General features: G+C 57.8%; 32 protein-coding genes. 24 read left to right on the forward strand and 8 right to left on the reverse strand.

The features are described 5' to 3' along the window. The first annotated feature begins 22 nt into the window (after window positions 1–22). From JNB88_RS05740 to JNB88_RS05835, 21 genes are all read left to right on the forward strand, one after another. Window positions 23–193 (forward strand): hypothetical protein, encoded by a 171-nt coding sequence (locus JNB88_RS05740; protein ID WP_220354607.1) that lies wholly within the window; start codon window positions 23–25, stop codon window positions 191–193. Further along, on the forward strand, window positions 190–603 hold the full coding sequence (locus JNB88_RS05745) for a DUF3168 domain-containing protein (RefSeq protein ID WP_220354608.1): 414 nt from the start codon (window positions 190–192) through the stop codon (window positions 601–603). The genes JNB88_RS05740 and JNB88_RS05745 overlap by 4 nt, the downstream gene beginning before the upstream one ends. Further along, complete coding sequence (locus JNB88_RS05750; RefSeq protein WP_220354609.1) at window positions 600–1,064, forward strand: HK97-gp10 family putative phage morphogenesis protein; 465 nt, start codon at window positions 600–602, stop codon at window positions 1,062–1,064. The genes JNB88_RS05745 and JNB88_RS05750 overlap by 4 nt, the downstream gene beginning before the upstream one ends. A 26-nt stretch (window positions 1,065–1,090) precedes the next feature. After that, window positions 1,091–1,531, forward strand: a complete 441-nt coding sequence (locus JNB88_RS05755; RefSeq protein ID WP_220354610.1) for a phage tail tube protein — start codon at window positions 1,091–1,093, stop codon at window positions 1,529–1,531. Next, on the forward strand, window positions 1,528–1,968 hold the full coding sequence (locus JNB88_RS05760; RefSeq protein ID WP_220354611.1) for a gene transfer agent family protein: 441 nt from the start codon (window positions 1,528–1,530) through the stop codon (window positions 1,966–1,968). Before JNB88_RS05755 ends, JNB88_RS05760 begins: the two co-directional genes overlap by 4 nt. Before the next feature lie 5 nt (window positions 1,969–1,973). Next, window positions 1,974–2,096, forward strand: a complete 123-nt coding sequence (locus tag JNB88_RS34115) for a hypothetical protein (protein ID WP_262928064.1) — start codon at window positions 1,974–1,976, stop codon at window positions 2,094–2,096. Between the two features lie 3 nt (window positions 2,097–2,099). Beyond that, complete coding sequence (locus tag JNB88_RS05765; protein ID WP_220354612.1) at window positions 2,100–4,331, forward strand: tape measure protein; 2,232 nt, start codon at window positions 2,100–2,102, stop codon at window positions 4,329–4,331. Then, entirely contained in the window at window positions 4,332–4,970 is a 639-nt protein-coding gene (locus JNB88_RS05770) for a hypothetical protein (RefSeq protein WP_220354614.1), read from the forward strand. Beyond that, on the forward strand, window positions 4,970–5,638 hold the full coding sequence (locus JNB88_RS05775) for a hypothetical protein (protein ID WP_220354615.1): 669 nt from the start codon (window positions 4,970–4,972) through the stop codon (window positions 5,636–5,638). The genes JNB88_RS05770 and JNB88_RS05775 overlap by 1 nt, the downstream gene beginning before the upstream one ends. Next, window positions 5,638–6,078: a GNAT family N-acetyltransferase gene (locus JNB88_RS05780; RefSeq protein WP_220354616.1), complete on the forward strand. Its 441-nt coding sequence runs from the start codon at window positions 5,638–5,640 to the stop codon at window positions 6,076–6,078. Before JNB88_RS05775 ends, JNB88_RS05780 begins: the two co-directional genes overlap by 1 nt. Before the next feature lie 3 nt (window positions 6,079–6,081). Continuing rightward, entirely contained in the window at window positions 6,082–8,721 is a 2,640-nt protein-coding gene (locus JNB88_RS05785; protein ID WP_220354617.1) for a phage tail protein, read from the forward strand. Continuing rightward, entirely contained in the window at window positions 8,721–9,131 is a 411-nt protein-coding gene (locus JNB88_RS05790; RefSeq protein WP_220354618.1) for a hypothetical protein, read from the forward strand. The genes JNB88_RS05785 and JNB88_RS05790 overlap by 1 nt, the downstream gene beginning before the upstream one ends. Beyond that, the gene (locus tag JNB88_RS05795; RefSeq protein WP_220354619.1) at window positions 9,132–9,611 is read left to right on the forward strand and encodes a hypothetical protein; all 480 of its coding nucleotides are present in this window, start codon (window positions 9,132–9,134) and stop codon (window positions 9,609–9,611) included. It abuts the gene before it with no gap. Further along, window positions 9,611–9,967: a hypothetical protein gene (locus JNB88_RS05800; protein WP_220354620.1), complete on the forward strand. Its 357-nt coding sequence runs from the start codon at window positions 9,611–9,613 to the stop codon at window positions 9,965–9,967. Before JNB88_RS05795 ends, JNB88_RS05800 begins: the two co-directional genes overlap by 1 nt. An 8-nt stretch (window positions 9,968–9,975) precedes the next feature. Next, the gene (locus JNB88_RS05805) at window positions 9,976–10,293 is read left to right on the forward strand and encodes a hypothetical protein (protein WP_220354621.1); all 318 of its coding nucleotides are present in this window, start codon (window positions 9,976–9,978) and stop codon (window positions 10,291–10,293) included. A 10-nt stretch (window positions 10,294–10,303) separates the two neighbouring features. Next, window positions 10,304–13,087 (forward strand): LamG domain-containing protein, encoded by a 2,784-nt coding sequence (locus JNB88_RS05810; protein WP_220354622.1) that lies wholly within the window; start codon window positions 10,304–10,306, stop codon window positions 13,085–13,087. Between the two features lie 9 nt (window positions 13,088–13,096). Continuing rightward, a complete protein-coding gene (locus tag JNB88_RS05815; protein ID WP_220354623.1) occupies window positions 13,097–13,525 on the forward strand; it encodes a hypothetical protein in 429 nt (142 codons plus the stop codon). 173 nt (window positions 13,526–13,698) lie between these two features. Next, window positions 13,699–14,664: a peptidoglycan-binding protein gene (locus JNB88_RS05820; protein ID WP_220354624.1), complete on the forward strand. Its 966-nt coding sequence runs from the start codon at window positions 13,699–13,701 to the stop codon at window positions 14,662–14,664. Continuing rightward, on the forward strand, window positions 14,661–14,933 hold the full coding sequence (locus tag JNB88_RS05825) for a hypothetical protein (RefSeq protein ID WP_222857925.1): 273 nt from the start codon (window positions 14,661–14,663) through the stop codon (window positions 14,931–14,933). The genes JNB88_RS05820 and JNB88_RS05825 overlap by 4 nt, the downstream gene beginning before the upstream one ends. A gap of 135 nt (window positions 14,934–15,068) precedes the next feature. After that, a complete protein-coding gene (locus JNB88_RS05830; RefSeq protein WP_220354625.1) occupies window positions 15,069–15,527 on the forward strand; it encodes a hypothetical protein in 459 nt (152 codons plus the stop codon). Further along, window positions 15,511–15,846, forward strand: a complete 336-nt coding sequence (locus JNB88_RS05835) for a hypothetical protein (protein ID WP_220354626.1) — start codon at window positions 15,511–15,513, stop codon at window positions 15,844–15,846. Before JNB88_RS05830 ends, JNB88_RS05835 begins: the two co-directional genes overlap by 17 nt. Before the next feature lie 8 nt (window positions 15,847–15,854). Here JNB88_RS05835 and JNB88_RS05840 read toward each other — a convergent pair whose 3' ends face one another. Together JNB88_RS05840 and JNB88_RS05845 are read right to left on the reverse strand one after the other, a co-directional pair. Then, window positions 15,855–16,184, reverse strand: coding sequence for a hypothetical protein (locus tag JNB88_RS05840; RefSeq protein ID WP_220354627.1), 330 nt, complete (start codon window positions 16,182–16,184; stop codon window positions 15,855–15,857). Window positions 16,185–16,246: 62 nt separating this feature from the next. Continuing rightward, window positions 16,247–16,555: a hypothetical protein gene (locus JNB88_RS05845; RefSeq protein WP_220354628.1), complete on the reverse strand. Its 309-nt coding sequence runs from the start codon at window positions 16,553–16,555 to the stop codon at window positions 16,247–16,249. Window positions 16,556–16,599: 44 nt separating this feature from the next. Here JNB88_RS05845 and ligD point away from each other — a divergent pair, with 44 nt between their 5' ends. Further along, window positions 16,600–17,649, forward strand: coding sequence for a non-homologous end-joining DNA ligase (gene ligD / locus JNB88_RS05850; protein ID WP_220354629.1), 1,050 nt, complete (start codon window positions 16,600–16,602; stop codon window positions 17,647–17,649). A 106-nt stretch (window positions 17,650–17,755) separates the two neighbouring features. Here the strand turns inward: ligD and JNB88_RS05855 are convergent, their stop codons facing one another. Genes JNB88_RS05855 through JNB88_RS05865 form a run of 3 tightly spaced genes read right to left on the reverse strand, consistent with a single transcriptional unit; the run spans window position 17,756 to window position 19,589 of the window. Further along, a complete protein-coding gene (locus JNB88_RS05855) occupies window positions 17,756–18,367 on the reverse strand; it encodes a hypothetical protein (RefSeq protein ID WP_220354630.1) in 612 nt (203 codons plus the stop codon). A 48-nt stretch (window positions 18,368–18,415) separates the two neighbouring features. Further along, window positions 18,416–19,036 (reverse strand): hypothetical protein, encoded by a 621-nt coding sequence (locus tag JNB88_RS05860; protein WP_220354631.1) that lies wholly within the window; start codon window positions 19,034–19,036, stop codon window positions 18,416–18,418. A 55-nt stretch (window positions 19,037–19,091) separates the two neighbouring features. Next, a complete protein-coding gene (locus JNB88_RS05865) occupies window positions 19,092–19,589 on the reverse strand; it encodes a YfbU family protein (RefSeq protein WP_220354632.1) in 498 nt (165 codons plus the stop codon). A 335-nt stretch (window positions 19,590–19,924) separates the two neighbouring features. Between JNB88_RS05865 and JNB88_RS05870 the strand changes: the two genes are divergently transcribed. Then, a complete protein-coding gene (locus JNB88_RS05870) occupies window positions 19,925–20,665 on the forward strand; it encodes a DUF4393 domain-containing protein (protein ID WP_220354633.1) in 741 nt (246 codons plus the stop codon). A gap of 154 nt (window positions 20,666–20,819) precedes the next feature. On the opposite strand, the gene JNB88_RS05875 is transcribed toward JNB88_RS05870, so the two are convergent. From JNB88_RS05875 to JNB88_RS05885, 3 genes are all read right to left on the reverse strand, one after another. Beyond that, window positions 20,820–21,629: a competence protein CoiA gene (locus tag JNB88_RS05875; RefSeq protein WP_220354634.1), complete on the reverse strand. Its 810-nt coding sequence runs from the start codon at window positions 21,627–21,629 to the stop codon at window positions 20,820–20,822. 3 nt (window positions 21,630–21,632) lie between these two features. Continuing rightward, window positions 21,633–21,827, reverse strand: coding sequence for a hypothetical protein (locus tag JNB88_RS05880; RefSeq protein WP_220354635.1), 195 nt, complete (start codon window positions 21,825–21,827; stop codon window positions 21,633–21,635). A 235-nt stretch (window positions 21,828–22,062) separates the two neighbouring features. Beyond that, window positions 22,063–22,392, reverse strand: coding sequence for a hypothetical protein (locus JNB88_RS05885; protein WP_220354636.1), 330 nt, complete (start codon window positions 22,390–22,392; stop codon window positions 22,063–22,065). 152 nt (window positions 22,393–22,544) lie between these two features. Here JNB88_RS05885 and JNB88_RS05890 point away from each other — a divergent pair, with 152 nt between their 5' ends. Further along, the gene (locus JNB88_RS05890) at window positions 22,545–23,438 is read left to right on the forward strand and encodes a DUF2971 domain-containing protein (protein WP_220354637.1); all 894 of its coding nucleotides are present in this window, start codon (window positions 22,545–22,547) and stop codon (window positions 23,436–23,438) included. Window positions 23,439–23,689 lie beyond the last annotated feature (251 nt).

Genomic DNA, 23,689 nt, shown 5'->3' on the forward strand with positions numbered 1-23,689 from the left:
TTCTTCGACATTGGAGGCGCCGATGGCCCGCGTGAAATTCACGTCTGATTTCGATTACAAGCCGACAAGCCAGGTGACCATAGCCTACAAGGCTGGGATGGAGCTAACGGTTAAGCGCGATTGTGCCGTTCAAGCCGCTGCTGCCGGCAAAGCCGTTCTCTCCGAACGGTCCACCGGGAGCGCCGATAGATGAGTGCCGGGAAAGAACTCTGGGACGCCATTTATCAGGCTCTGATTTCGAATTCTGCGCTCCTAGCACTGGTCGACGGCATCCATGACAAGGCTCCAAAGGAGCCGTGGAAAGCGAAAAACGCCTACATCAGCCGTGGTCCGTTCTACGGGGTTGCCGATGACGCTGACTGTATATTCGGCCAAGAGATTACAGCGCAGATCGATATTTGGTCACGAAAGCCGAACCGCTGGTCCATGGATGACATGATTGCGGAAGTACGCCGGGCTCTTCACGAAAAAGAGCTGCCGCTCGCCGATATGTCGTCAGCAACCCTTCAAGTTCGCCTCTGGCGAAACCTTGATGATCCCGATCCGACGACACAGCACGGGGTTGTGCAGATAGTCGCACTTATCGAGGAAGCCGCTTCGTGACCGCTAAAATTGAGGGCCTCAAACGTCTCCAGGCTAAGCTCGATCGGCTACCAGAGAAGGTCAAGCAGCGCATTCGCGAGGCTATGGAAGCCGGGGCGGATGAGATCGTCGCTCTCGCGAAGTCGCTGGTCCATGATGACACTGGCGAGCTGCGCGACAGCATTGGCTGGACCTACGGTAGGGCGCCGAAAGGCGCGATGACGCTAGCCACAGTCGAGAACACAGGCGGCGACCTTACCATCACGATCTATGCCGGTAACAGCGAAGCCTTTTATGCCCGCTGGGTCGAGTTCGGCACTAGCGCACATATCGCTGGGGGCAAATTCGCCGGCGCCAGGATCCCGGCGCAACCAGCCAGACCCTTTTTCTATGTGAGTTTCCGCGTCAGTCGAAAGCGCGTCAAAGGCCGGATCACCCGCGCAATCAATAAGGCGGCGAAAGAAGTCGCTGCTGCAAAGTAACTGCACCGCCATCAAGGAGACCTTCTATGGCACAGCCAACTACCGCCCGTTTCGGCAAGTTCCGAGTTCTCCTCGGCAACGAAGCCGATCCGATCGTCTACACTGCACCGTGTGGCTTCAATTCGAAGAGTCTGACGCTCACGAAGGATCTGACCGACGTTAATCTCCCTGATTGCGACGATCCGGACAAGGTCGCATGGGTAGGGCGTGATGCCAGCTCACTTTCCGCTGCGGTTTCTGGCGAAGGTGTTGCTGCCGTCGAATCCGCTGAAAAATGGCTTGACGCCTATGAGAATGTCGAGAGCGTTCCGGTGAAGATCGAACTCGAATTCCCGGCAAAGACGATCACCTGGACTGGTCTGATGCATATCAGCCAGCTTGAAATGGGAGCCGAGCAAGGCGGTCGCGTCACGCTGAATGTCCAGATGCAGAGTGACGGTGAACTTGCACGTACGGTGAGCCCGTGAGCCGCGACGCCAGGATCGAACTGAACTGGGGAGACGGAACGTATTCGTTCCGTCTTGCCTGGGGCCAGTTGGCGGAGCTGCAGGAAAAGTGCGACGCCGGCCCTTACATCGTCCTCGACAGGTTGCGGACCAACCAATGGCGCATCGAGGATATTTCGAGCGTCGTGAGGCTCGGCCTAATCGGAGGTGGTTTGGAGCCCGCTAAGGCACTCACCCTCACCCGTCGCTACGTCGAAGAGCGCCCCCCACTTGAGAACGTGCACATTGCTATCGTTGTCTTGACCGCTGGTCTCGTGGGGGCTTCGGACGAACCCTTGGGGGAGGAAGAAGCGCCAAGTCAGAGCGAACCCGCCTTGACGACCTCCCAAACGGAAAGTTCCGGTTTGGCGCAGTCTACGGAACCGGCGCGGCCATCGGTTACACGCCGCAAGAAGTAAACCAGATGTCGATGTGGCAGTTCACTGCCGCAATCGAAGGCTACATCGCCGCAAACACTCCTGACGACGGCAAGATGGGCGACAGGGAAGCCGACGAGCTGTTTGATTGGCTGAAATCGAAGGAATAAGCAGTGGCAGCAGCGACGGATCTTGAACGCCTGGTGGTGCAGCTTTCTGCGGATATCACCAAGTACGAACGTGCGATCAATCGCGCGACCAGCGTTGGCAATAAGCAGTTCGCGGCGATCGAGAAGCGTGCCACCGCGATGAACAAGAACATTGCCAGTTCTTTCACGGCTCTGGGCGCGCGGGTTGGTGTGGCGCTGGCCGGCGCTTTTACCATAAAGGGTTTTTCGGACCTTCAGGATTCTTACATCAAGATCCAGAACGCGCTGAAGGCGACGGGTTTGCAGGGCGAGCAGCTGACGGGCGTCTATGATCAGCTCTATGCGTCGGCGCAGAAGAACGCCGCGCCGATCGATGCCCTTGCCACCCTTTATAGCCGCGTGGCGATCAACCAGAAAGAGTTGGGCGTTACCTCGCAGCAAGTCGTTGGCTTGACCGATACCGTCGCAAAGGCGCTGAAGGCGCAAGGATCTAGCGCGACCGAAGCGCAAGGTGCCTTGCTCCAGTTGGCTCAGGCACTTGGTGCCGGAAAGATCCAAGCCGAAGAGTATAACTCCCTCATTGATGGGGCGCCGGTTCTTCTCCGTGCTGCAGCTGCAGGTATCAAGCAGGCAGGTGGTTCGGTTGCAGAACTCACGAAGCTTGTGAAATCGGGCCAGATTTCCAGTAAAGCTTTTTTTGATGGCATCCAGGCTGGCGCGCCCGTTATCAACGACATGCTCGCAGGCGCGACAGGAACCGCTGCGCAATCCATAACGCTGCTTGAAAATTCGCTCACGAATGCTGCTGGTCGATTTGGCGAAGCCACGGGAGCCAGCGATCTTTTCAAGAATGCTGTTTCCAGGATGGTGACATATCTGGACACTGTCTCCTTTGATGGCTTCATTCAAGCGATCAACAATGTAGCGACGGCACTCGATAATGCCGCTACCAAGTTCAGCTCGTTCATTCAGCGCGCAAACGAAGCGACGGGGCTTACCCCCAAAGTCATTGAGGATCTCAGTAAGTTCGGGCCGTCGACCGACAAGGAGATCTATGACTATCTCTACAAGGGCGGCAAAGAGCGGCAGCAGGCACTGGACAATACGAAGGAGCAGCTCAGCATTGAGCAGCAGATCAAGGCGCTCGAAGCAAGCCCGGTCGGCAACAGCGAAATTCTCCGTGACCTGAAACAGCAGCGTGAGGCAATTCTGGCCGCCCGTCATGATGCGGCGGCCAGCGGCCCCAGCATCAACCGAAAGCCGGTACAGGGCCCCTTGAACTATCAGGGTCCAGTGAAGCCGGCAGTACCTGTTGAGCCGGTCGACATTACCCAATCTCAGTATGCCGTGCCTCCACCTGGGGGCAGCGGAAAGTCCAAAAAGGCGAGGCTCGACGATTATCAGCGCGAGACGCAGCAGCTCAGGGACCACACCGCAGCCCTTAGTGCAGAGACCGAGGCGCAAGCCAAGCTCAACCCGCTTGTCGACGACTACGGTTTCGCGGTCGCGAAAGCTCGCGCCGAGCAGGATCTCCTGAATGCCGCCCAGCAGGCCGGGATGGCGGTCACGCCAGAGCTTTCGGCAGAGATCGACAAACAGTCGACCGCTTACGCCAATGCTGAAGTGGCTGCCAACCAACTTGCCGAGAGCCAGGATAAAATCCGTGAACGCGCGGCTGAAATTCAGGACCTCAACAAGGAGGTGTTCAGAGGCATCGTTGACGGTTTCGTAGAGGGCAAGGACGCAGCCGAGGTGTTCGGCGACGCGCTGAGCAAAGTGGGAAGCAAGATCCTCGATCTTGCCTTCGACGACTTCTTTGGAACTGGCGGAAAAGCCGGCACAGGCGGTAGCGGCACGAACATTCTGGGAAGTTTCTTCAAGCTGCTCGGGTTTGCCGGAGGTGGCTACACCGGCCCTGGCGGAAAGTATGACCCCGCCGGTATCGTGCACAGGGGCGAGTACGTAATTCCAAAGGAAGTCGTCGATAAGCTTGGTGTCGGCAACCTTGAGAGACTGCTTGGTGGCTATGCAGAGGGCGGCCTTGTTGGAAAAGCGCCGACCCTGCCATCGCTATCGGGCCTATCGAGTGGCCCCTCCATGGCCGTCACCTATGCGCCTGTCTATGACAACCGTGGCATCGACAACGAGCGCTTGGCTAGGCTCGAACAACTGCAAGAGAAGGACCGCCGGGAGTTTTCCTCTCGCGCCGTTAGCGCTGTGCAGAAGGCTCGAAAGAGCAATGTGAAAGGTCTTTAAATGGCAATCGCCTTTCCGCGCGACATTCTCGCTGGCTTTCCCGGCTGGTCGACGAAATTCGAGCTTGCCTATCGCCAGGAGCGGTCCCGCACAGCTGGCGGTAAGACATTCGCCAAGGATCTCGGCTCACCAATTTGGCGGGCATCATATGTCACAAAAGTCGTTCGGGCGAACACGGTCGACAAATGGCGCGCGATTCTTGCTAGCATGGATGGTGGTATCCAGACCTTCCTTGGCGTCAACCTGTCCCGATGCTATCCGATCGCCTACCCACGCGGCTCCTGGCTCACTGGTGACGCCTTCGACGGGACGGGAGGCATCACGGGCATAGATACTAATCGCAAGACGTTCGACGTGCAGGGCTTCCCGCCCGGTTTCAAACTTCATGCCGGCGACATGATCCAAGTCGGTGACACGGATCTGCATTGGGTGCAGGCAGACGCGACCGCGAATGTCTCCGGTGTTTTCGTACAGCTGGAGGTGCGGCCGCATCTTTGGCCTTCGGTCGCGATCGGCGCCGAAGTGAGTGTCACGCGCCCTCACTGCATCATGTCCCTTGATCCGGACTCGATCAGCACCCAAACCGATCTTGCGACGGGCAGAGGCTCGATCGCCTTCGACGCATGGGAGGCGCGCTGATGCCTCGCAATATGACGGCCGCCAACGTAGCGGCACTCCAGCAGCGGCGCCTGGTCGCGCGTGACTTCCTTTGGATCGTTGCGCGTGACCGGACAACCGGAGAGCTTGTGCCGGATGGCACCTGGAGCGATTGGGGCGATGTCGCAGCGCAGGTCATCAATCCGGACACAGGCCTTACGGAAACCCGCAACTTCTATGGCTCCGGCACCCTGATCCAGATGAGCGATATTCCGCTCGTCAAGAACATGAGCGTGCAGAATATCTCCATCCAGATGTCGCAGGTCGACGATCACGTGCAGCAGCTCGTGCGCGACTACGATATCCGGCAGGCTCGCGTCGAGGTGTATCGTGGGCTGTTTGATCCAGATACGCGACAGATGGTGGCGCCGGCCGAAAACCGCTTCGTTGGCTTCGCTGACAATCTCGTCATCGAGACACCGAGCGAAAACGAGGACGGCAGCGTTACGCTCACGTGTGCCAGTCATACGCAGGAGATGACCCGCGCCAATGCTGAGACGCGGAGCCACGAGACGCAGGTCCTGCGGAACGTCGGAGACAACTTCTACAAGGACGCGGCGACAACACCGACGTGGAAGATTTGGTGGGGCTCGCAAAAGGGCGTCGTTCCCACGCAGAAGAAGCGCAAAAAGTTTCTGGGCATATTCTGATGCAAATCCATGAGGCGCGCCTCGGTCACTTGCCATCGCTCATTGCTTTGGCGGAGCGGTTTCACGCGGAAGCCGGTGGCGGTTATCCTTTCAAGGTCGACCGGGTGCGAGCGTTTCTCGCTCAAGCCGTCGCAGGCCCCGATTTTTTTGTTGTCGTTGCTGGCGACGTTCCTTGCGGATTTCTGATTGCGCGGGCTGGAGCGAACTACCTGACCGGCGAGCGCATGGCCGAAGAAGTGGCGATGTACGTCGAGCCGGATGCTCGATCGGTCGGGCTGGCTGGTGGCCTGATCGCGAAATTTGAAGAGTGGGCCGCATCCAGCCGGTGCACCGTCGTCAAGCTGACGGCGCAGCATTCGGCGCGGCCTGAGGCAGTAGCCAGACTGTACCGGCGAAGCGGATACGCAGCCGCCGAGACCGCATTCATCAAGAGGCTTTGACTGATGGCAATTTTCACGGCTCTGGCCGGCGCTTTTTCCGCCGTCAGTTCGTTTATTGGCAGCCTCGGCGCATTCGGTACGTTTGCACTCCGGACAGCTGTTGGCGTCGGTCTTAGCCTCGCGGCGCAGGCTCTGGCCGGCAAGCAGAAAGACAACACCAACTTCTCCATCAACGGAGATATTCAGGGCGGCGGCGATCTCGCTCGCTCCTTCATCCTTGGCCGCTATGCGACGGCCGGCAGCCTCGTCTGGTCGAACACCTGGGGCAATGACGGCGACACGCCGAACGCCTGGTTCACTCAGGTCATTGCGATTTCAGACTTGCCGATATCCGGCCTCGTCGAGGTCTGGGTCGACGGCAAGAAGGTCACCTATGATCCTGCCGGTAACAACAGCACGGCCTTCGGCTATTCGATCCCGGACTACGAGAACAGCGGCCCGAACCTCTATGTGAAGTTCTACAACGGCAAGCAGACAGCCGCCGATCCGGCGCTCTACACCTATGCGCAGAGTATCGAGCGGCCGTGGGGCGTCGACCGTGTCGGCTATGGTGTCGCCTACGCGATCGTCCATGCTCGGGCGACGAAGAACATGTTCAGCGGCTTTCCGGCCGTCACCTTTGTTGTCGACGGCATTCCGCTGTATGACCCGTCGAAAGATTCGACCGTGGTTGGCGGCTCTGGCCCGCAGCGCTTCAGCGACCCGTCGACCTGGGGCGGCGATGGCGACCGGCTGCCAGCGGTACAGGTCTACAATATCATGCGCGGCCTTCGTTATGGCACGCGCTGGGTCTACGGGGTGCAGGGCCTGACGACGGCCCGCTTGCCGGTGCAGAACTGGATCACGGCCATCAACGAATGCCGCAAGGTCATCGTTTCCGTTTCAGGAGACGGCACCCAGTATCGTTCGGGTGGCGAGATCTCGGTCGATCAGCCCGTCAACGCCACCGTCGAGAACCTGCTGACGGCTTGCCAAGGCTCATTGTCGGAGATCGGTGGCGTCTATCGCCTGTTTGTCGGCGAACCCGGCACGCCTACCATCAGCTTCACGGATGACGATATCCTGTCGACGGACGGGCAGACCTTCACGCCGTTCTATGGTCTGGCGGATACGATCAACGGAATCAACGGGACCTATCCGGAGCCGGCCAACGGCTGGGTGACGCAGACGGCGCGGCCGTATCTCCGGCCGGATCTCGAAGCCGTAGACGGAAACAGACGTCTGTTGGCTGATGTCTCCTTCGATCTGGTGCCTTACGCCGAGCAGGTGCAGCGGCTGATGAAGTCGGCGCTGCTTGCCGCGCTGCGTGCTCGTCGCCATACGATCGTTTTGCCGCCAAGTTTCTGGCCATATGCCGTGCCGGGAGAAGTCCTGCAGTGGACCTCTGTTCGCAACGGCTACGCGAACAAGTGGTTTGTCATCGACGGGGCGGTCGATCGCGGCAATCTCGATGTCATGGTCGATATCACCGAAGTCGACCCGTCCGATTACGACTGGGATTCGGAGACTGAGTTTCACCCGCCTGTCGATGGCGCCGTTGGTCCCGTCGTGCCTCAGCCGCAGCCCATCATTGACTGGTTTGTTGAGCCGTACACGCTTGTTGACAATGACAACAACAGTCGCCGGCCGGCGATCCGCATGGTGTGGGACAATTCGCCAGGCGGTCTGATCGGCGTCATCGGTGTCCAGTGGGAAGTGCGTGATGGAGCAACCTTCGAGGTCGTCTATCGCGGCAATACGCTGCGTGCTGACGTCGGCTCGGTCATCATCGCCCAGAACCTGCTCCCCAATAACGCCTATGGCGTGCGCGGCCAGCTGGTGCCGTCCGATCCGGACAGATTGATGGAGTGGAGCGACTGGCTACCGGTCACCACGCCGAACGTCCTGCTGACGGACATGGACATCTATCTGCCTGGTGTCGTCGAGGGCGTCGAGGAGTTGGTCAACGACGCGACGTCGTGGATACGGGATGGGACGCGCCAGACCATCCTTGAGGCGCAGCGGATTTCTCGCCTGCAGGCGGATGAGGATTTCGGCAGCTTCCTGGCGCGCCAGCAGATGCGTACGGAAATGGTGCTGACGAACGGCAGCATCACGGCCAGCTACCTCAATGCCATCACGATCGCCACCGGGCCGAATTCGGCTCTGGCGCTCCGCCTCGAGGATCTTGAGGTCTATGTCGACACGACTGTGGCGACGGCGATCAGCTCGCTACAGGTGCAGATCGACGAGCAGGGTGACGCGCTGGCCTCGGCCATTACCGCGCTGTCCGCCGCATCCAGCACCGGGGATGTCGCGACCGCAAACTTCCGGATGACGGTCAACGCAGGCCCGTCCGGATACTCTGCGCGCATCGGCGCTGAGGCGCGGGCAGGCGGATCGGGCGCTTTCAAGGCGGCCGCCTGGTACCTCGATGTGCCAAGCTCGCCGTCGCAGCCGACGCGCTTCCTCGTCGTCGCCGAGCAGTTCGTCGTGGCCAACCAGGCGGACCTTGGCAACGTCAGCAACCCACTGGTGTTTCAGTCTGGCGTCCTGTCGTTGAACGTCGCGAACATCGGCACGGTTAACACCGGCATCCTGCAGAGCCCCAATGGCAAGATGGTGATTACCCTGACGGCCGGAACGATCGAGATTTATGACTGATGGCTAGACGGATCAGACTATCGCCCGGCCGGGTGATCATTTCGAAGCCGGGTTATAATGCCGGCAATCCGGACGGGATCGGAGATCGCAACAAGGTCTTCGATTCCAACTGGAACTTCTCGGGCACCATGCTGCTGGCGGGGCGCGTTGCGGGAAACAACGGGGCAAGCAACGCGCCGATCACCATCTTTTTCGGTCGGGCCTACACCTTCGTGCCAGCGGCTCGCGTCGTCGGTTTCTTCAGGGCGAATGGCAGCTTCCCGACCATCACCGGTTATCAGGCCTATTATGACACCTGCCAATGGGGCGCGAATTCGCGCGTGTATCAGGACCGGATCTATCTGGAGTCCGACACAGACGGGTCGACGGCCTGTGAATACATCCTGTGGCAGATCTACGGGGTGCGCTGAATGGCCAAGCGAACGCGGATAGGCCCGCACGTCACGACAGGCGAGCCCGGGGTCTATATCAGTCATCCTGGCGTCGACGTCGATAACGTCGCCGTGCCTTACATGCTGGACTCTCGGTACAAGAACCTCGACCTGTTCACCTATGGTGTGGTGGGCATGAACCGCATGAATGCTGTCTCCGAGACGGTCTATTACGCCACAGTGACCATTCCGGATCTCGGGTACCAGCCGCAGTTCTATGCCAACATGGTCTATGCGTCTGACAATGTCGGCGGCATCCCGGTCAACTCAGCCTACTGGCCGGCCTCTGGCGTGACCTTCTACGTTAATCAGAGCAACAACGCCTACACGCCTCTCTACACAGGCGTCTGGATGCCGAACCGCACGACGATCTGTGCGCAGTCCAACATTGATCAGAACCAGGTGCACGGCAACATGGTGCTCTACTACGTCGTCTTCAAAAACCCCGAGAGTGCCTGATGGGACGGCGCGTTTTCATCGGCAATGACGCTGGTGTCATGAAGTTTCGGGCGACGAACCTGTCGACGATCGACTCCCGTTACGCCGACATCAGCCAGCTGACCATCCACGAGCAGATGGCTCCGATGGTCCCAAAGGATAGCGGGCAGATTACCTTTGGCGGGCCTGGCTCCGCCAATGTCGGCCTGACCAAGGCCTACAGCTACCCGCCTTTCATTTTGCTCAAGTCGCAGTCTGGCGTGGTGCCGGGCTATCCGAACCTCTGGGCCACCATCAACGTCAACAGCTTCGTCATCACGATCTCCACCCGGTTTGCCCACGTGGTGACCTGGTACGCGTTCGACGAACTCGTCTAGGAACTGGAATGTCCGAAGAGAACAAGATTACCATTTCGCCGCAGGTCCAGCTTGTCGAGGTGGCGGCGCAGAAAGGGTTCCTTGAGCAACGCGTGCTGATGCTGTCGCAGCTCCTACACGACAAGGCTGACGAAGTTGCCGCGCTGCAGGCCGATGTCAATGAGCGCAACGAAGGCAACGCCGAGCTATCGCGGAGAGTCGAGGACCTCGCCGCGCGCCTTCTCGCGGCTGAGACCAACGCGGCCGAATTCGAGCGGCAGCTTTACCTTGTTCTTAACCCGCCACCGACGCCGGCAGAAATCACCGTCGAACGATCAGAAAACTAAGGGGCTCCTGATGGCCGCAATTCTTCCGTCCTCTTACAAGGAGGGCACCGTCTCCGTTGCCAATGGCAGCACGGCGGTGACAGGCACCAATACCTTCTGGGGCAACCCGAACGGCGAGGGCAATCCGATCCTGCCAGGCGACTGGTTCGGCGTTCACAAAGGTGTTGCCATCCGCATTGCCTCGATTGAGGGCAATGGCGCCCTGACGCTTGCCAACCCGTGGCCGGGCCCGACGCAGGTCGATGCTGCCTATGAGGTCATGCTGCAGAGTGACAACGCCCGCATGGCGATGTCGACGCGTCAGCTGCTGCAGCAGCTGATGAACGGCAACATCGCCGCCTTCACTGGCTTGAATGGCGAGCCCGATACCGTGCCATATTTCACGGGACCGGGCGACATGGGCCTGCTCACGCGTCAGGATCTAACACAGGGCGTCAGCTATGATGTCCAGGTGGACACCCTTACGGATCGCGCTGCCTATGATCTGCAGATCCCCGGCTACGCGGTGTTCGTGTCTGACGTCGGCGACGGCCGCGCCGCGATCTATTCGAAGGTGACAGCAGCTTCCGGTGACTGGAGTGATCCCGCCTATATCACCGGTCCGCAGGGCCTCGTCTGGCGAGGTACGTGGAACAACGCGACCAACTACAGTCAGGACGATGCCGTCAGCTATAACGGCGCGTCGTATATCGCTCTCGTTGGAAATACCAACGTAGCTCCAGCTGTGGGAGCGACCTGGGGGGTGCTGGCGACACGTGGCGCAACGGGCCTGACGGGCGTCAATCCTCGGGGCAACTACGACAATGCGACGGCCTACGCGGCGACCGATGCTGTGCTCTACAATGGCTCGTCTTTCGTCGCTGTCGCCCCGACGACGGGTAACCCGCCACCGACGCTACCGGCAACGAGCAACACCTGGTGGCAACTTCTCGCCCAGAAGGGGCAAGACGGAACGGGCACCGGCGATGTTGTGGGTCCGGCCGGTGCAACCGATGGCGCGATCGCGGCCTACAACGGCACGACCGGCAAGTTGATCAAGGCTCTCACGCCCTCGCAGGTCAAGACGCTGCTGGCATACACCGCGCTTGATGTGTCGTTTGACAACAGCGTGGCAAACCTCGCTGGCGCGCCTGGGAGCGTGCAGGCGGCAATCAATGCGTTGGCAAGCAACGGCGGCAAGAACGACGCACTATTTGCGATTGAGATTGCTGACCTCAAGGGCCAGCGCATGGGCATGGTCGGCGGCGTGGCGGATAGCTTCGATGACACGACTGGCATCTACGACGGCGCACCTGCAAGCAATGTCTACGGCCTTGATAACTACGCCTACGCATTGCTCCACTTCGACGGCGCTGCCGGCTCACGATACTTTCAAGATAGCGGTGTCAGGCCTCGCGCGTGGCTCGGCGCCGGCGACGCCCAGATCGGGACCGGGCAATCAAAATTCGGTGGCGCGAGCCTCCTGCTCGATGGGGCGGGCGATTATCTCTTTACGGTGGACAACCTGTCCGAATTCGCCTTCGGAACCGGAGATTTCACGATTGATTTTTGGGTCCGCATAGCCGTCACCCAGACGACACAGAACTGCATCTTTTATGAAAGTCGCAACGCGGCAAATCCGGGAAACCCAGCCATCTACTTAAATGGCGCTCAGAATATGGTTTTCCTGACCTCGGGCATCAACCGTATCACGAGCACGACCGCGCTGGTTGCCGGGACCTGGTACCACATCGCCGTTTCGCGCGTGAGCGGAACGACCCGAATGTTCGTCAACGGCGTCAAGGAGGGGGTCGATTACGTCGATGGCGGGAACTACGTCGCTCCGCCAACAGCGATTTGGATTGGGTGCGACTATACTGGCGCAGGAAATCCTAACGGGAACATTGAGGAATATCGCATCTCCAAGATCGGCAGATATGCGGCAAACTTCACGCCTGCAGCGGTGCCGTATTCGGTCGATCCTGCCGGGTCGTTTGGCTACACCTACGACGCGGTCAATGACTGCTTTTCGCCCGCCGTGACAGGTGTCGTTTGGGGGACTGTGAACCCGGTCGGCGCTGCCCCGTGGCCTTCTCAGGGCTACACGGTCGTCAATCGAGACGTGTCTCTCGGACCGGGGCTTACGATCCAGAAGATTGGCTATTACTCGACGGTCGCTTGCACCGGCAAGCTGAAACTCGTCCAGGCAGACAGCACGACGCAATACGACATTCTTTATGATGTTGCCTTCGTGCACCCTGGCAACGGATGGCTGGATGTCACCTTGCCGGTTCCATTCACATTACCGTCCACCGCTCCCATCCTGTACATGGCTGCGTTTGTCTCGGCCGTTCCTGGCGGATCGACTGCGCCAGCAGGTGCGGCGCAAATGGCCTACAAGATTGGCGACCAATCGGTCGGCAACGACAATGCTGGATTTACGCTGGCGGCTGCCGGCGCTGGCGTGTTTCCGTTGCGCGTCAGCTATCTGCAGGCCACCCAGAACATGACGCTCGTATCGGCAGCTTACCCGGCGGGCGCCGTACCTTCTAGCGGTCGCATCGCCCTGCAGCTTGCCGATAGTCTGACACTGACACCAGGAACAGACTTCACTGTGGAAGTGTCACGCGACGGCGGCACGACCTGGACGGCGGTGACAATGTCCCTGACCCTGCCGGCCTTCGCGGGCGTCAAAATGTACGAAGGCCAGACGTCACTGACAGGACAGCCATCCGGCTCATCGATGAAATGGCGTCTCAAGACGCTCACCAACAAAGCGATCATCGCCTCAGGCGTTGTTCTCCAGCAACTGTAAGGAAAGACCATGGCTCCGAGAGTTTGGGGAAATATTGCTGACGGCTCGGTCGAGCCGCCTGCGCTCGATGTCGTGAAGGCTCGTCTGAAGGCGGCGATCGACGTCGCGGCCGAACTCGAACGCCTGAAATACATCACCGGCGGCGCTGGGCAGGCGATGACCTATCAACAGAAATCGGACGAGGCGAAGCGGTATCTGGCAACCACTGCCGAGGGTGGTGTTATCGCCCCATCAGATTATCCGCTTCTGTACGCTGAGGTCGGGATCACCGGAGCAACGCTCGCGGATGTCGCGGCCGTGGTGAATAGTGCATTCCTTCAGTGGCAGATCATCGGAGGCGCGATCGAAGCCGTTCGCCTTGGGACGAAAGCGGCAATCGAGGCGGCAGGAACTGCCGAAGACGCGGAGGCGGCCGCTTCTGCGGTGGCTTGGCCCTGAACAGCAAGAAGCTCGCCGGAGCGCCTGGCGAGCTTCCTTGAACGCATTACTGACTGAAGCAGACCGCATCAATATTCGGTCGGCGTCATAAGAACACAACCGGCCGTCGATCACACTTCCTCCAATAGGAGTAGGCGGGCCAACCTTTAAGCGAGAAATCTGGAGAGTTTCTAATGGACGTACGCGTTACGGCCCAGCACATTCGTGCGGCCGCTCTCAAGCCTGTCAACGAAGCGAATATGAATTCAGTCCTGATCGCGCTCGATCGGTATGGCGATGATTTCGGCATGAACCGCGTGCACCGCGTTATCCAGTACCTGGCGCAGCTGATGCACGAAAGCGGTGATTTCCGCTTCGATCGCGAGATCTGGGGACCGACGCCGGCGCAGGCGCGTTATGACACGCGCACGGATCTCGGCAATACGCCTGCCATCGACGGCGACGGCAAGAAGTACATGGGCCGGACCGGAATGCAGTTGACCGGCAAGAACAACTACCGGGCGTTCTATGATTGGTGCGTGGAGATGGGCTTCAACCCGCCTGATTTCGTCGCCAATCCGGATCTCGTCAATACCGACCCATGGGAAGGCATGGTGCCGCTCTGGTATTGGGACAGCCGCAAGCTCAACCGCTTCGCTGATCAGGGCGACACCGAGACCATCACAAAGAGGGTCAACGGCGGCATGAATGGCTTTGACGATCGTGTACTGAACCTTGCACGTTTGACGCTGGTGATGCTCGGGCTGAAGCCGACAGCGATCCGGGAGTTTCAGGCGTCGAAGGGTCTGGTTGCGGACGGCGACGTTGGTCCAAAGACCCGCGCAGCCCTGCATACCGAGCTGCTGGCCATGTCCGGAGCAATGCCGGCACAAGGCTTCATCTCGGCGCCTGTCGTCGCTGACAAGCCCGTCGTGCCGGCCGCCGTCGAAACGCAGGTGAAAAAGAAGTTCAACCTGCTTGGCTGGATCGGAGGTCTCGGAACCAGCCTCGGGACCGGTATCGGCTTCCTTGGTGGCATGGACTGGCGGGCGATCGTTGCGATCGGCGCCTTCGCGCTTGTCACGTTCTTGCTGGCGCTCTTACTTCGACACTGGATCATTGGCGCGATTAAAGACATTCGTCAGGCGGTCGAGCAATGATTCTCAGCACGCTCATACCTGACGAACTCAAGTTGCCGGCGATCGGTGTCGCCGGTGCCTTGATTGGCGCCATGGTGGCGTTCTATCCCGCCAAAATTATTGGCCGCAACGAAGGGCGACAGGCTGCCGAGATCGAGGCCGCGAAGGAAGCCCTCAATCGAATTCATACTCTGGAGAAGAACAATGCGAGCTTCAGCAAACTTTCGGATCGCAGTCGTTGCCTCGTTTTCATGCGCGATAGCGGCTTGCCAGGCAGCGCCTGCGACTGAGGGAAGCGGATACCAATTCGTTCGATTCCAGAACGCCGAGACCGCGAAAGCAGCTTCGCAAGATCCTTTGGCAGGCCCGGCTATTTCCTCTAACAATCAGCAGTGCCGCAAAGACGCGGCCTGCAGGAAGTGACCGTGATGGGAAGTACGCCTTATATCGGTCCTGGCCTCTGGGTGCGCATCCAGCACCGCTTTGGGCCGCGTATGATGGAATGGTTTCTCGCAGGACATACGGCTCTCTGGGGATATGTCTTGTTGATGCCCGTGCCGCTCTTTGATCAGCCGGCTTGGTCAACGTTTCGGGATATTTTTCGAAGCGAGGACCTTTTGGGCTGGTTAATGGTGGCCCTCGGCATACTGAGGATTATCGGACTGATCGTGAATGGCGCACGCAAACACGTGACGCCGCGCATACGGCAGGTCTCTGCTGCAATAGGCTGCCTCATCTGGGTCGGCATCTCATATTGCTACGCATCCTCGAACGTCGTCTCGACCTGGCTCGCCATCTATCCGCTCTTCGCAATAGGCGAGCTGGTCAACATCAAACGAGCCGCGCACGACGAGAGGGAAGCACGGAATGGAAAAGCTCGCTGATCTGCCAACGCCTGCGCTCATCACCCTCGGCGCGACATTGGCCGTTATCTTTGCCGCTCGCTATCTCGGTCTTATTTCTGCAGACAAGGCCGGACCATCGAGCGCCACCATTGCCTCGGTTATTGTCGATCCGACCGCTCTCATGAGTGCGACAGTTGCGGTAAAGCAGCTCGCTGAGGTGATGACAGACGGGCAGGAAGAGGCAAAGAACAATGCGCACATGCTATGCCGCCGAATTGAAGGACTCTCCAAGGAAGTGGAGGACTTGACGGGGGCAGTCCGTGATATACGCGTTGATCTCGCTCGGCTTGCCAAGTGACTGACGTACTACTTCTCGGCGTTTTGAAAACACGCGAGTTGGATATCATTCGAGAACTGAGCGACAGCTTCGTCCCGTAATTTTTGGGTGTGCCAAGCCGGCCGCTTGTAGGCGAGTATCACGATTTTCCGATAGAATTCCTGGGTCCCCTCGTCGCCATCGCCCGTTCTATCCATGATCTCCATCAGCTTTGACATGTCAGTATTCTTTTGCCGGGCGTCCATGACGCTCTTAGCTGTCTCCCCGACTGCGCTGCAGGTTTCCGTGGAGCTAACTGCGTACGCTGGTATCCCGACCAAGAAAATCGCGGCGATGTAGAAAACACGTCTGACGTTCATGATCCCCCTCCCTTGATGGGGAAGGGATGCATGATTTTAAATCGAGAGTCGATAGGCACTTTTTACCCACGCGCTTTGATGGAGGTCTCGTGAGCCAATAGGCGGTCGTAGTAGTCTTCCGCCTTTTTCGATGCTTCGCGGGCTGTCAACTCGAAGCCTTGGTGAGGCACCAGTCGTTGCCTCACCCTCGGACCGTGGCCGCTCCATTGCCACGAGCCGCGCTTCGGCCCTGACTCTTCCATCCGTATCCGGCCAACCGGGGTTTCGCCATCCCATCCCTGAAAGTCCTGTAATGGGTTTCCATCGAGACCGGTTTCGCCAGGCCACGTTTCCCGCCATTTGTACTTCGGCTGATACTCAGTCTTCGTCATTTTAGTTAATTGTCTTTTTAAGCTTTGCCTGATGTAATCATGTGATGGCAAAGTCTCCGCGTTCCAAGCCTCTTCTAGCAGACGAGAAGCCGCTTCGCAGCAAAGCTCGAAAGCCGCGTGATCCGTCTCAGCCCAACCTTCCCTTTGACCCTATGCCGGCGCGCATCGAACCGTGCCTGGCACTTCTCAAGCCTCGGCCGCCGATCGGGCCGGATTGGATCTACGAGGTGAAATGGGACGGGTACCGGATAGCCATTCACCTGAACAACGGCCACGTCCGCATCCTCACTCGCGGTGGTCATGACTGGACCCATCGCTTCCCCGGGATCGAGGACGCTGCCAGCCGCCTAGGCGTGGGCTCTGCCATTCTGGACGGCGAAGCAGTCGTGCTCGACGAGGAAGGCCGGTCGGATTTCGGCAGACTGCAGAACTCGCTTGGCGGTAGGGGCGGAAAGCTGCCTGCGGGCGAAGCCATGATGTATGCGTTCGACCTTCTTTATTTCGACGGCCATGACATTCGCAGTCTCGATCTGATGGCGAGGCGCTACTTCCTCCAGTCCCTTTTGAAAAATGAGCAAGGCGCCATTCGCCTGTCTGAGGCAATCGACGGGGATGGTCGTGAAATTTTCACCGCTGCCTGCGAGCATGGCCTTGAGGGCATCATTGCCAAGTTCAAGGATGCGCCTTACCGCTCTGGCCGGTTTGGCGAGTGGGTGAAGGTCAAGTGCATCCAGTCCGACAGCTTCATTGTTGTTGGGTATGAGCATTCCATGGTGGCTCGGTCGGGGATCGGCAGCTTGCTCCTGGCAGCGCGGAAGGGAAGTGACTGGGTGTATGTCGGCTCGGTCGGGACCGGTTTCAACGAACGAAGCGCTGAGTATCTTCGGAAGACGCTCGACCGGATCAAGCGAAAGACACCCCCGGTCAAATACGAAGGCCGGCGCAAGAACCTCGTTTGGGTGCAGCCGACGCTGATCGCAGAGATAGAGTATCGCGCCTGGACGCATGACGGAAAGCTACGGCACGCCTCGTACAAAGGATTGCGCGAGGTGCAAGACAACGCTGCGGTCTACCAAATCCCAGACGAACCGTGAGACATTTTAGAATCAAAGCATAACGATCCTGTAGGCGGCCGTTCTGCCTCACAATTCTGCAAGGTTTTGTTTTTGCTCACATGCAGTACTCCGGCATGTGGTGCCATTATCTATGGGAGTGCGGACCACTGGGTGCGGTGTAGCGAGCCTCCTTCAAGGCTAGTCTTTGCTCGTCAGTCATCGCGGCGACTTCCTCCCGGAGGCCTTCAACTGCCTTTTCGATGGCTGTCTCGACCCACTTCATTGTGCGCCAGATCAACTGGTACAAAACGTTGTTGGTTTCCGAGTCGGAAGCGATGTTTGCGCGAATGGTAAGGGAGACAACGTCTACGAACTCGCCGTTCGGCCCGATTGCGACGAGGCTTTGAGGCTGAGACAGGGTACTGACGTCGTGGGCAATATGGTTATCTCTAACCGCTTTCCAGAAATCAAAACATTCCATTGCATTTGAGTCGGAGCCAAAAATTTTTGCAGCATTCAAAGGGCCGCTGGCCGAATTCCGTCCAAAGCAAGAAAAGTATTTGGTGGCAACGCCAGCCACTAATAAGGAGCGAGCAGATGCGTTCGTCTCCGGTATGGCTAGCCATTCTTGCATGGCCCGTTCACACTCCTCCAAGACTGCATGGTGAAGGCGAAGAGACGACAGCCGTCTGGCACGCTGACCGGAAACCTCGGCTATTTTCGACGCGTTCGGATAAGCGTCGATCTTGATGGCCATTCTTCCATCGGGACCGCGAACTAAGCTTGTCGATAGCCGGTTCATATCTTATCCCTCTGACTTGCCGACGTATGGCGGACGGTCCCCAAACATTCTCGCTAGTTTGTTATTGAGCCAGCGCGGCGTGTGGTAGTTACCGACAGCATAGCCATGCTCCACCAGGAAGCGCCACCAGTTATTGCAAAGAGATTGAAAAGTGCTCAATGCCAATACGCCTTCGCGCCCGTCGTCGTGGACGTGGCGGAAATGCCAGCCTGGTGGTTCATCCTCATCGCCATCGATCCAGTCGATCCGTACCTCGCCCCCTGGCCAATCTTTGTCCTCATGCTTCGAATGCTTGGCTGTGTCGGCGATCGCCTCGCACTTTGCTTGTTCAGGGACGATTCGATGTACGTCCGCCCAAAACAGACCGTCTGAAAAGGCAACTCCTTGTTCCCTCGAGGCCCTCTTCGCCGCGGTAAAAACCCATTGCGCTAAACTCCAGGCCGCGATGCACACGTTGATGGCCGCGTAGGCGAGCGGCTGGCGCTCCTCAGGGTAGCTTACTTGGATGTCTCTGAAGACCTCCACGTCCCAGACGAGTTTTTCCCACATAGATAGAGGGTCATTAATCAATCCAGTATGCGCAGTTGCAGGCTTTCTGGACGGCTTTGAACGAATGCGCGCCAAGGGTTGCCTCCTATTCTTAGCTGGAGGCACTCTCGCGAGTGCCCCTCGCTATTGATCATGCAACGAGAGAGGCGATTTGGTCTTCCGTCATCTTGAAAGGCTTGCCGATGCTCTGCCAACGTTGAAGCATCTTCCTGTAGCGAGGGAGAGAGGCCGAGCTGTGTGAGTTGTGCGGGTACTTTTCAAGCTCCGACCAACGTCCAAGGTCACGGCGGACGAACTTTGCAAAGCCGAAATGGTCGTCGTCGTTATTGCCGTCGAAGCCCTCAAACTTAGCATGCAGGTCAGAGGTCGTTTTATTTAGATCCATTGCCGACCCCTCAATCGCGCGAAAGAGATCAAGAATATCGTATACTTCCTGTCCAAATTCTGAGCTGATCGGCTCCAAGTTCATGGCAGGGCTGATTTCCGAGTAGAGAAACTCATAACCACTCTCGACGATCTCGCCGGCCTGCCGGTAGTGCTCAATGTCACTGGGGTTCAATAGTCCCAAAATCCGGAACTGGTTGGAGAGTATAAGGCGTTCGGCAAAGGTAAGGCTGGTGTCAGGCATCAATCGTTCTTCCCGTTTGAATTGTCACTCGAATCGCGAGCAACGAACGATAGTGTTGTGTCGCTACGTTTTGCTAGCATAAATAGACGTGACTTCACTTGAATTACTGATCGGTCGATCGACGTGGGTACTAATCTGTCCGGACCGATTGCGGAACCGTTTCGTAAGGCGGAAGCGGAACGAACGCGAACAGACAGAATGCGCCTTCTCCGGTTTTTCAGTGTTTTGCGGTAGCAATCGCCGTTCGGGACGGGGGTTCAAGAAGCCCCATCTGGCGCCATTCCCAACCTCTCGGGGAGATGATATAGCCGGAGAGTTCGAGTAGGAGGTTTGCGGTGGCCGACGGGACGGATGTTGCTCTAACTGTGGCCACGGAGGTGGCTAAGGAAATTTCAAAGGAGGCCTATGCAGACGGCGTTGCTCCTTCACTTAGGCAGGCCGGGGGCTTACTAGAAGATCTCGCGAAAACCGCACGCTTGGCGCTGGCTCCCATCCAGGTCACGGCCGCACTTCAGGATCGCTTTCGTGATTTTCTCGACCGCACGATACGCCGTGTTCCTGAAGATCGCCGGGTGTCCCCTCCGCCTCAAATCGCGGGGCCTGTTTTTGAAGGTCTGAAGTATGAAGAGGCTGGCACGCCACTCGATGAGATGTTCTCCCAGCTTTTATCCAAGGGCATGGATAGCCAGTACATCCACCTCGCACACCCGTCTTACCCCCAGATTATCAGGCAACTTAGCCGTGACGAGGCCGTCCTACTTCTCGAAATATCTAGCTTTGAAAAGTCTGGAGCACCGGCCAAGCGCCGAACGAGTATGGATTTAAACACTCCGCCGCCTCCTGCCTGGAAAAACGTCAAGATCGAACTTGATGAACTGAACCTCGAGCAGTTGCACTATCCAGACAACTTCGACCTCTATTTTCAGCACTTGTATTCGATGGGGATCGCTGCGGCCTTTAAGGTGCACGAGGAGCCTACTAAGAACCTTGATGGAACACAAAAGGGAACGCGGGTCTTAGAGGAGTTCCGGCTCACTGATTTCGGTCGCCACTTCATGTCGGCTGTCACCAAGTGATCTTCCGGGTTGGAAAACTCGTTCCGCTCGTTGAGCCCCAGCGGTAGTTTTGGGACAAAAATTACCCAAGTAAAACAATTAGCACGGTGAAAGTTCAATCCCCTTCACCAGCGCCACGCCAACGAAATGAGACGCTGCCGTTCGAGACGGGGGACTAGAACCGTGGTCGCCGGCGAGTCGCATTGAAAAAACGTACCCGCCGCGCGTATTCTATCTGCGCCTGACGCTCCGCTTCGCGCCGCGCGGTGATGTCCGCCGCGATCTCTTCAAGGATTGAATGATTGGGGAAAGCTTGCGCAAATTGGTGCGCGCCTTCGAGAAACTGAGTTTTTGACATCCTCGCAATCACAGCATTACCATCCACGCGACCCGGCAAGAGGCACCAGAGGTTCCCTCCCGACGCCATCGGGGATCGTCTGTCGTGATCGCCGTCATGCCCTCCGAAGTCAAAGAATACCGGTTTTGAACATGCAATCCACGTCTGGGGGAAGCATTCCTCCGGCAAGCGTGTCATAAAGTACCCCGATCGAATAGCACCTCGCAGATCCTTGGCGCCTCGCTCGAATCTTGGGATGTCATTTTTCAACCGAGTTCCGTCGACTACCCAAATCAGGTGTTCGTAGAACGCTTCCCTCGCCATTCGTTCCAGTGGTGAGATTGCAGACCGCTGGAACTCGATGACGAGTCCTGCGGCATTTCGGACATCGGCTATATGCTTTTCGCCGGACGTGCTCCATTGAATGGCCTCACGCCATTCGGCAGGGAAATGGTCCTTCCACGCTCTGTGCCACGGCGTTTCCGGTTCCCACCAGGGATCACAATTGCGCTTTCCCTTATGCGCCCAATGCCATATTTTGAGCGGGCCGCACTTGGCCACGACTTCTTGCTCGCAGCTCGGACAGCTTCCTCGAAGCTTAGATTGTGTCGCTTCTTGGCGTTCCCCATTTACCAAGGCGTATCTCAACTTTCACCCTTCCCCTCGCGCAAAACCCCAGAGCAAAAATCCGGGGGCGGCAATAACTATCGTCCATAGCCATCCCGCTGTCGATTTTATGATCGACTGATCGTTGATCGGCAGTGTGTTGTAGGAAAACCATTGAATAGCCGCGAGGGCAAAAAAGACGACAGCGATCGAGCGCAGTAAGATTTTCTTTGTAGTCATTTTGCCTCCAGCCCGATGCAGTACACCTCGTTTGCAAATCCATATCAACTGGCGATCTGCTTAGGCTGCCAAAATCATCCTCACGGCGGGTCAAATTGGCTGGACACTTTCCGGAAAAGCATAATGATTGCGTAGCAACATTGAGTGTCCAGTTAGCCGCTAACTATATTGTTTTGGTTCAATTTCCTTGGCCCGGCTCTGGGTAACATTTCTATATTTCCGTTCGGGACGGGGCCTACGGGCATCCACGTTTGATGTGTGCGTCAACGATGATGCCAGTGAGCTCTGGCAGGAGCGCCCCTCTTACCTGGTCCATGGTTGTCTGGACAACCGCAGCCGAGCGTTCCTTCGCCACGTACTCTTGAACCTTATCCTGGTAGTTTTTGCAGGAGTGGTAAACAGCCGGGATCAGTTCAGATGGCGGCAAACAGCTCTTAAGGCCATAGTCTAAAGCCTCTAACCTGAGACACATGGTAAAGTCGTTTCCAAGGTCAACAAGTTCATCGGCGCCGGCCAAGCCGGTCGAAAGACACAGCAAGGCTGCAGTGAGTAGCTCGGCCTTCACTTTTTCCTCCAGTAACTCGCCTACGTTCCACTTACACTGCTACCGCCTCATGCTCGGCTTCTCAAGATGAGTTTAAGCAAACACCAGAGGACTATTTCTCCTATAGGTCGCCAATGTATAAGGAGATCACCTTATTTGAGTGGTGACCCTTCATGAGCTTTGAACCGCATCCGGAACTTCCCCAGAGCCTTTACAAGTATTGTTCCCAAGCTGCGGCTCGCGCTACGCTGGCGAGCGGGACACTGCAGTTTTCTCGACCTGGACTGTTCAATGACGGCTTCGATCTTCGAATTGCGCTCGCCTTAAATATAAACGAGGAAATCGTAATAGAGCGAGCATTGGAACAGATGTATGATGGAGCGTACGGCTCTACGTCGTTTTTGCCGGGTAACCGGCTCGGCGCTCTCCTGCTCATCATGCGGCAGCTTCAATGGAAGCCTGAGCCCGGCGAATTCAAAGAAGCGCTTCGCCCGGCGGTGAAAGATCTGGTCGCTAATCGGAACAAAATGCTGCAGCAGCTCTCAGATGCGCTGGCGGCCGAGGCGGCAAAATTCAAAGTACTCTGCCTCTCCAGTTCTCCTACGGTTGCCCCATTGTGGGGAAACTACGCCGAAAACATCCAAGGCGTAGCGCTGCAGTTCTCACCTCGCTCCGACGATAGCATATTTCTGACGGCGCGGCCGGTTAACTACGTGGAACACGAGCCAGTATTGTTCGATGATCAAGGCTTCATTGATTGGTTGTCAGGGCGCCGAGGCTTCGCCGATACAGACGTCTCTTCCCAGGTTGTCTACACCAAGACTGCAGACTGGGCTTACGAGCGCGAATGGAGGATTGTCGCTGGTTGCGGATGGAAGCCAGACGAGGAAAGAGAGTTTGTTGAGTTCAGTGTGGATGATCTGGAGGCTGTCATATTCGGCTCAAGGACGACGGAGGATTTTCGCGAGGAAGTGAAGCAGCTTGTTGCCGAGCGATACCCGTCGTGCAAGCTACGACAACTAAAGCCAGCGACTGGTAGGATGACTTATGAGATCGCTGATCTTTAGTCGCACTCGCCACGTTATTTGATGGTGGTTGGAAGATTGGCTTCCGCGTGACCTGATTTCGGCCCTAGAGGCTAACTGTGCGTTACGATGGTTCTCGACTTTGTCGGGTCCTTTTCATCGGTGATGCCGGACCGTTTGCGGACCGCTTCGCCGGACAGAGGCGGAACAGGCGCGAACAAACTCGATGCGCTTACCCCGGTTTTGCTGGGTTCTTCGGAGGCAACGCCGTTCGGGACGTGGGACGCGGCCTA

This window comes from Rhizobium cauense (assembly GCF_019511525.1).
GTDB lineage: Bacteria > Pseudomonadota > Alphaproteobacteria > Rhizobiales > Rhizobiaceae > Rhizobium > Rhizobium cauense.

Excerpts from the sequence above, each read along its gene's own strand:
- JNB88_RS05835 (WP_220354626.1), top strand. The coding sequence starts at position 15,511 with ATGGAAAAGCTCGCTGATCTGCCAACGCCTGCGCTCATCACCCTCGGC.
- JNB88_RS34115 (WP_262928064.1), top strand. The coding sequence starts at position 1,974 with ATGTCGATGTGGCAGTTCACTGCCGCAATCGAAGGCTACATCGCCGCA.
- JNB88_RS05775 (WP_220354615.1), top strand. The coding sequence starts at position 4,970 with ATGCCTCGCAATATGACGGCCGCCAACGTAGCGGCACTCCAGCAGCGG.
- JNB88_RS05845 (WP_220354628.1), bottom strand. The coding sequence starts at position 16,555 with ATGACGAAGACTGAGTATCAGCCGAAGTACAAATGGCGGGAAACGTGG.
- JNB88_RS05880 (WP_220354635.1), bottom strand. The coding sequence starts at position 21,827 with ATGACTACAAAGAAAATCTTACTGCGCTCGATCGCTGTCGTCTTTTTT.
- JNB88_RS05810 (WP_220354622.1), top strand. The coding sequence starts at position 10,304 with ATGGCCGCAATTCTTCCGTCCTCTTACAAGGAGGGCACCGTCTCCGTT.
- ligD (WP_220354629.1), top strand. The coding sequence starts at position 16,600 with ATGGCAAAGTCTCCGCGTTCCAAGCCTCTTCTAGCAGACGAGAAGCCG.
- JNB88_RS05770 (WP_220354614.1), top strand. The coding sequence starts at position 4,332 with ATGGCAATCGCCTTTCCGCGCGACATTCTCGCTGGCTTTCCCGGCTGG.
- JNB88_RS05805 (WP_220354621.1), top strand. The coding sequence starts at position 9,976 with ATGTCCGAAGAGAACAAGATTACCATTTCGCCGCAGGTCCAGCTTGTC.
- JNB88_RS05740 (WP_220354607.1), top strand. The coding sequence starts at position 23 with ATGGCCCGCGTGAAATTCACGTCTGATTTCGATTACAAGCCGACAAGC.
- JNB88_RS05825 (WP_222857925.1), top strand. The coding sequence starts at position 14,661 with ATGATTCTCAGCACGCTCATACCTGACGAACTCAAGTTGCCGGCGATC.
- JNB88_RS05785 (WP_220354617.1), top strand. The coding sequence starts at position 6,082 with ATGGCAATTTTCACGGCTCTGGCCGGCGCTTTTTCCGCCGTCAGTTCG.
- JNB88_RS05745 (WP_220354608.1), top strand. The coding sequence starts at position 190 with ATGAGTGCCGGGAAAGAACTCTGGGACGCCATTTATCAGGCTCTGATT.
- JNB88_RS05865 (WP_220354632.1), bottom strand. The coding sequence starts at position 19,589 with ATGCCTGACACCAGCCTTACCTTTGCCGAACGCCTTATACTCTCCAAC.
- JNB88_RS05755 (WP_220354610.1), top strand. The coding sequence starts at position 1,091 with ATGGCACAGCCAACTACCGCCCGTTTCGGCAAGTTCCGAGTTCTCCTC.
- JNB88_RS05815 (WP_220354623.1), top strand. The coding sequence starts at position 13,097 with ATGGCTCCGAGAGTTTGGGGAAATATTGCTGACGGCTCGGTCGAGCCG.
- JNB88_RS05800 (WP_220354620.1), top strand. The coding sequence starts at position 9,611 with ATGGGACGGCGCGTTTTCATCGGCAATGACGCTGGTGTCATGAAGTTT.
- JNB88_RS05780 (WP_220354616.1), top strand. The coding sequence starts at position 5,638 with ATGCAAATCCATGAGGCGCGCCTCGGTCACTTGCCATCGCTCATTGCT.
- JNB88_RS05795 (WP_220354619.1), top strand. The coding sequence starts at position 9,132 with ATGGCCAAGCGAACGCGGATAGGCCCGCACGTCACGACAGGCGAGCCC.
- JNB88_RS05820 (WP_220354624.1), top strand. The coding sequence starts at position 13,699 with ATGGACGTACGCGTTACGGCCCAGCACATTCGTGCGGCCGCTCTCAAG.
- JNB88_RS05855 (WP_220354630.1), bottom strand. The coding sequence starts at position 18,367 with ATGGCCATCAAGATCGACGCTTATCCGAACGCGTCGAAAATAGCCGAG.
- JNB88_RS05890 (WP_220354637.1), top strand. The coding sequence starts at position 22,545 with ATGAGCTTTGAACCGCATCCGGAACTTCCCCAGAGCCTTTACAAGTAT.
- JNB88_RS05790 (WP_220354618.1), top strand. The coding sequence starts at position 8,721 with ATGGCTAGACGGATCAGACTATCGCCCGGCCGGGTGATCATTTCGAAG.
- JNB88_RS05840 (WP_220354627.1), bottom strand. The coding sequence starts at position 16,184 with ATGAACGTCAGACGTGTTTTCTACATCGCCGCGATTTTCTTGGTCGGG.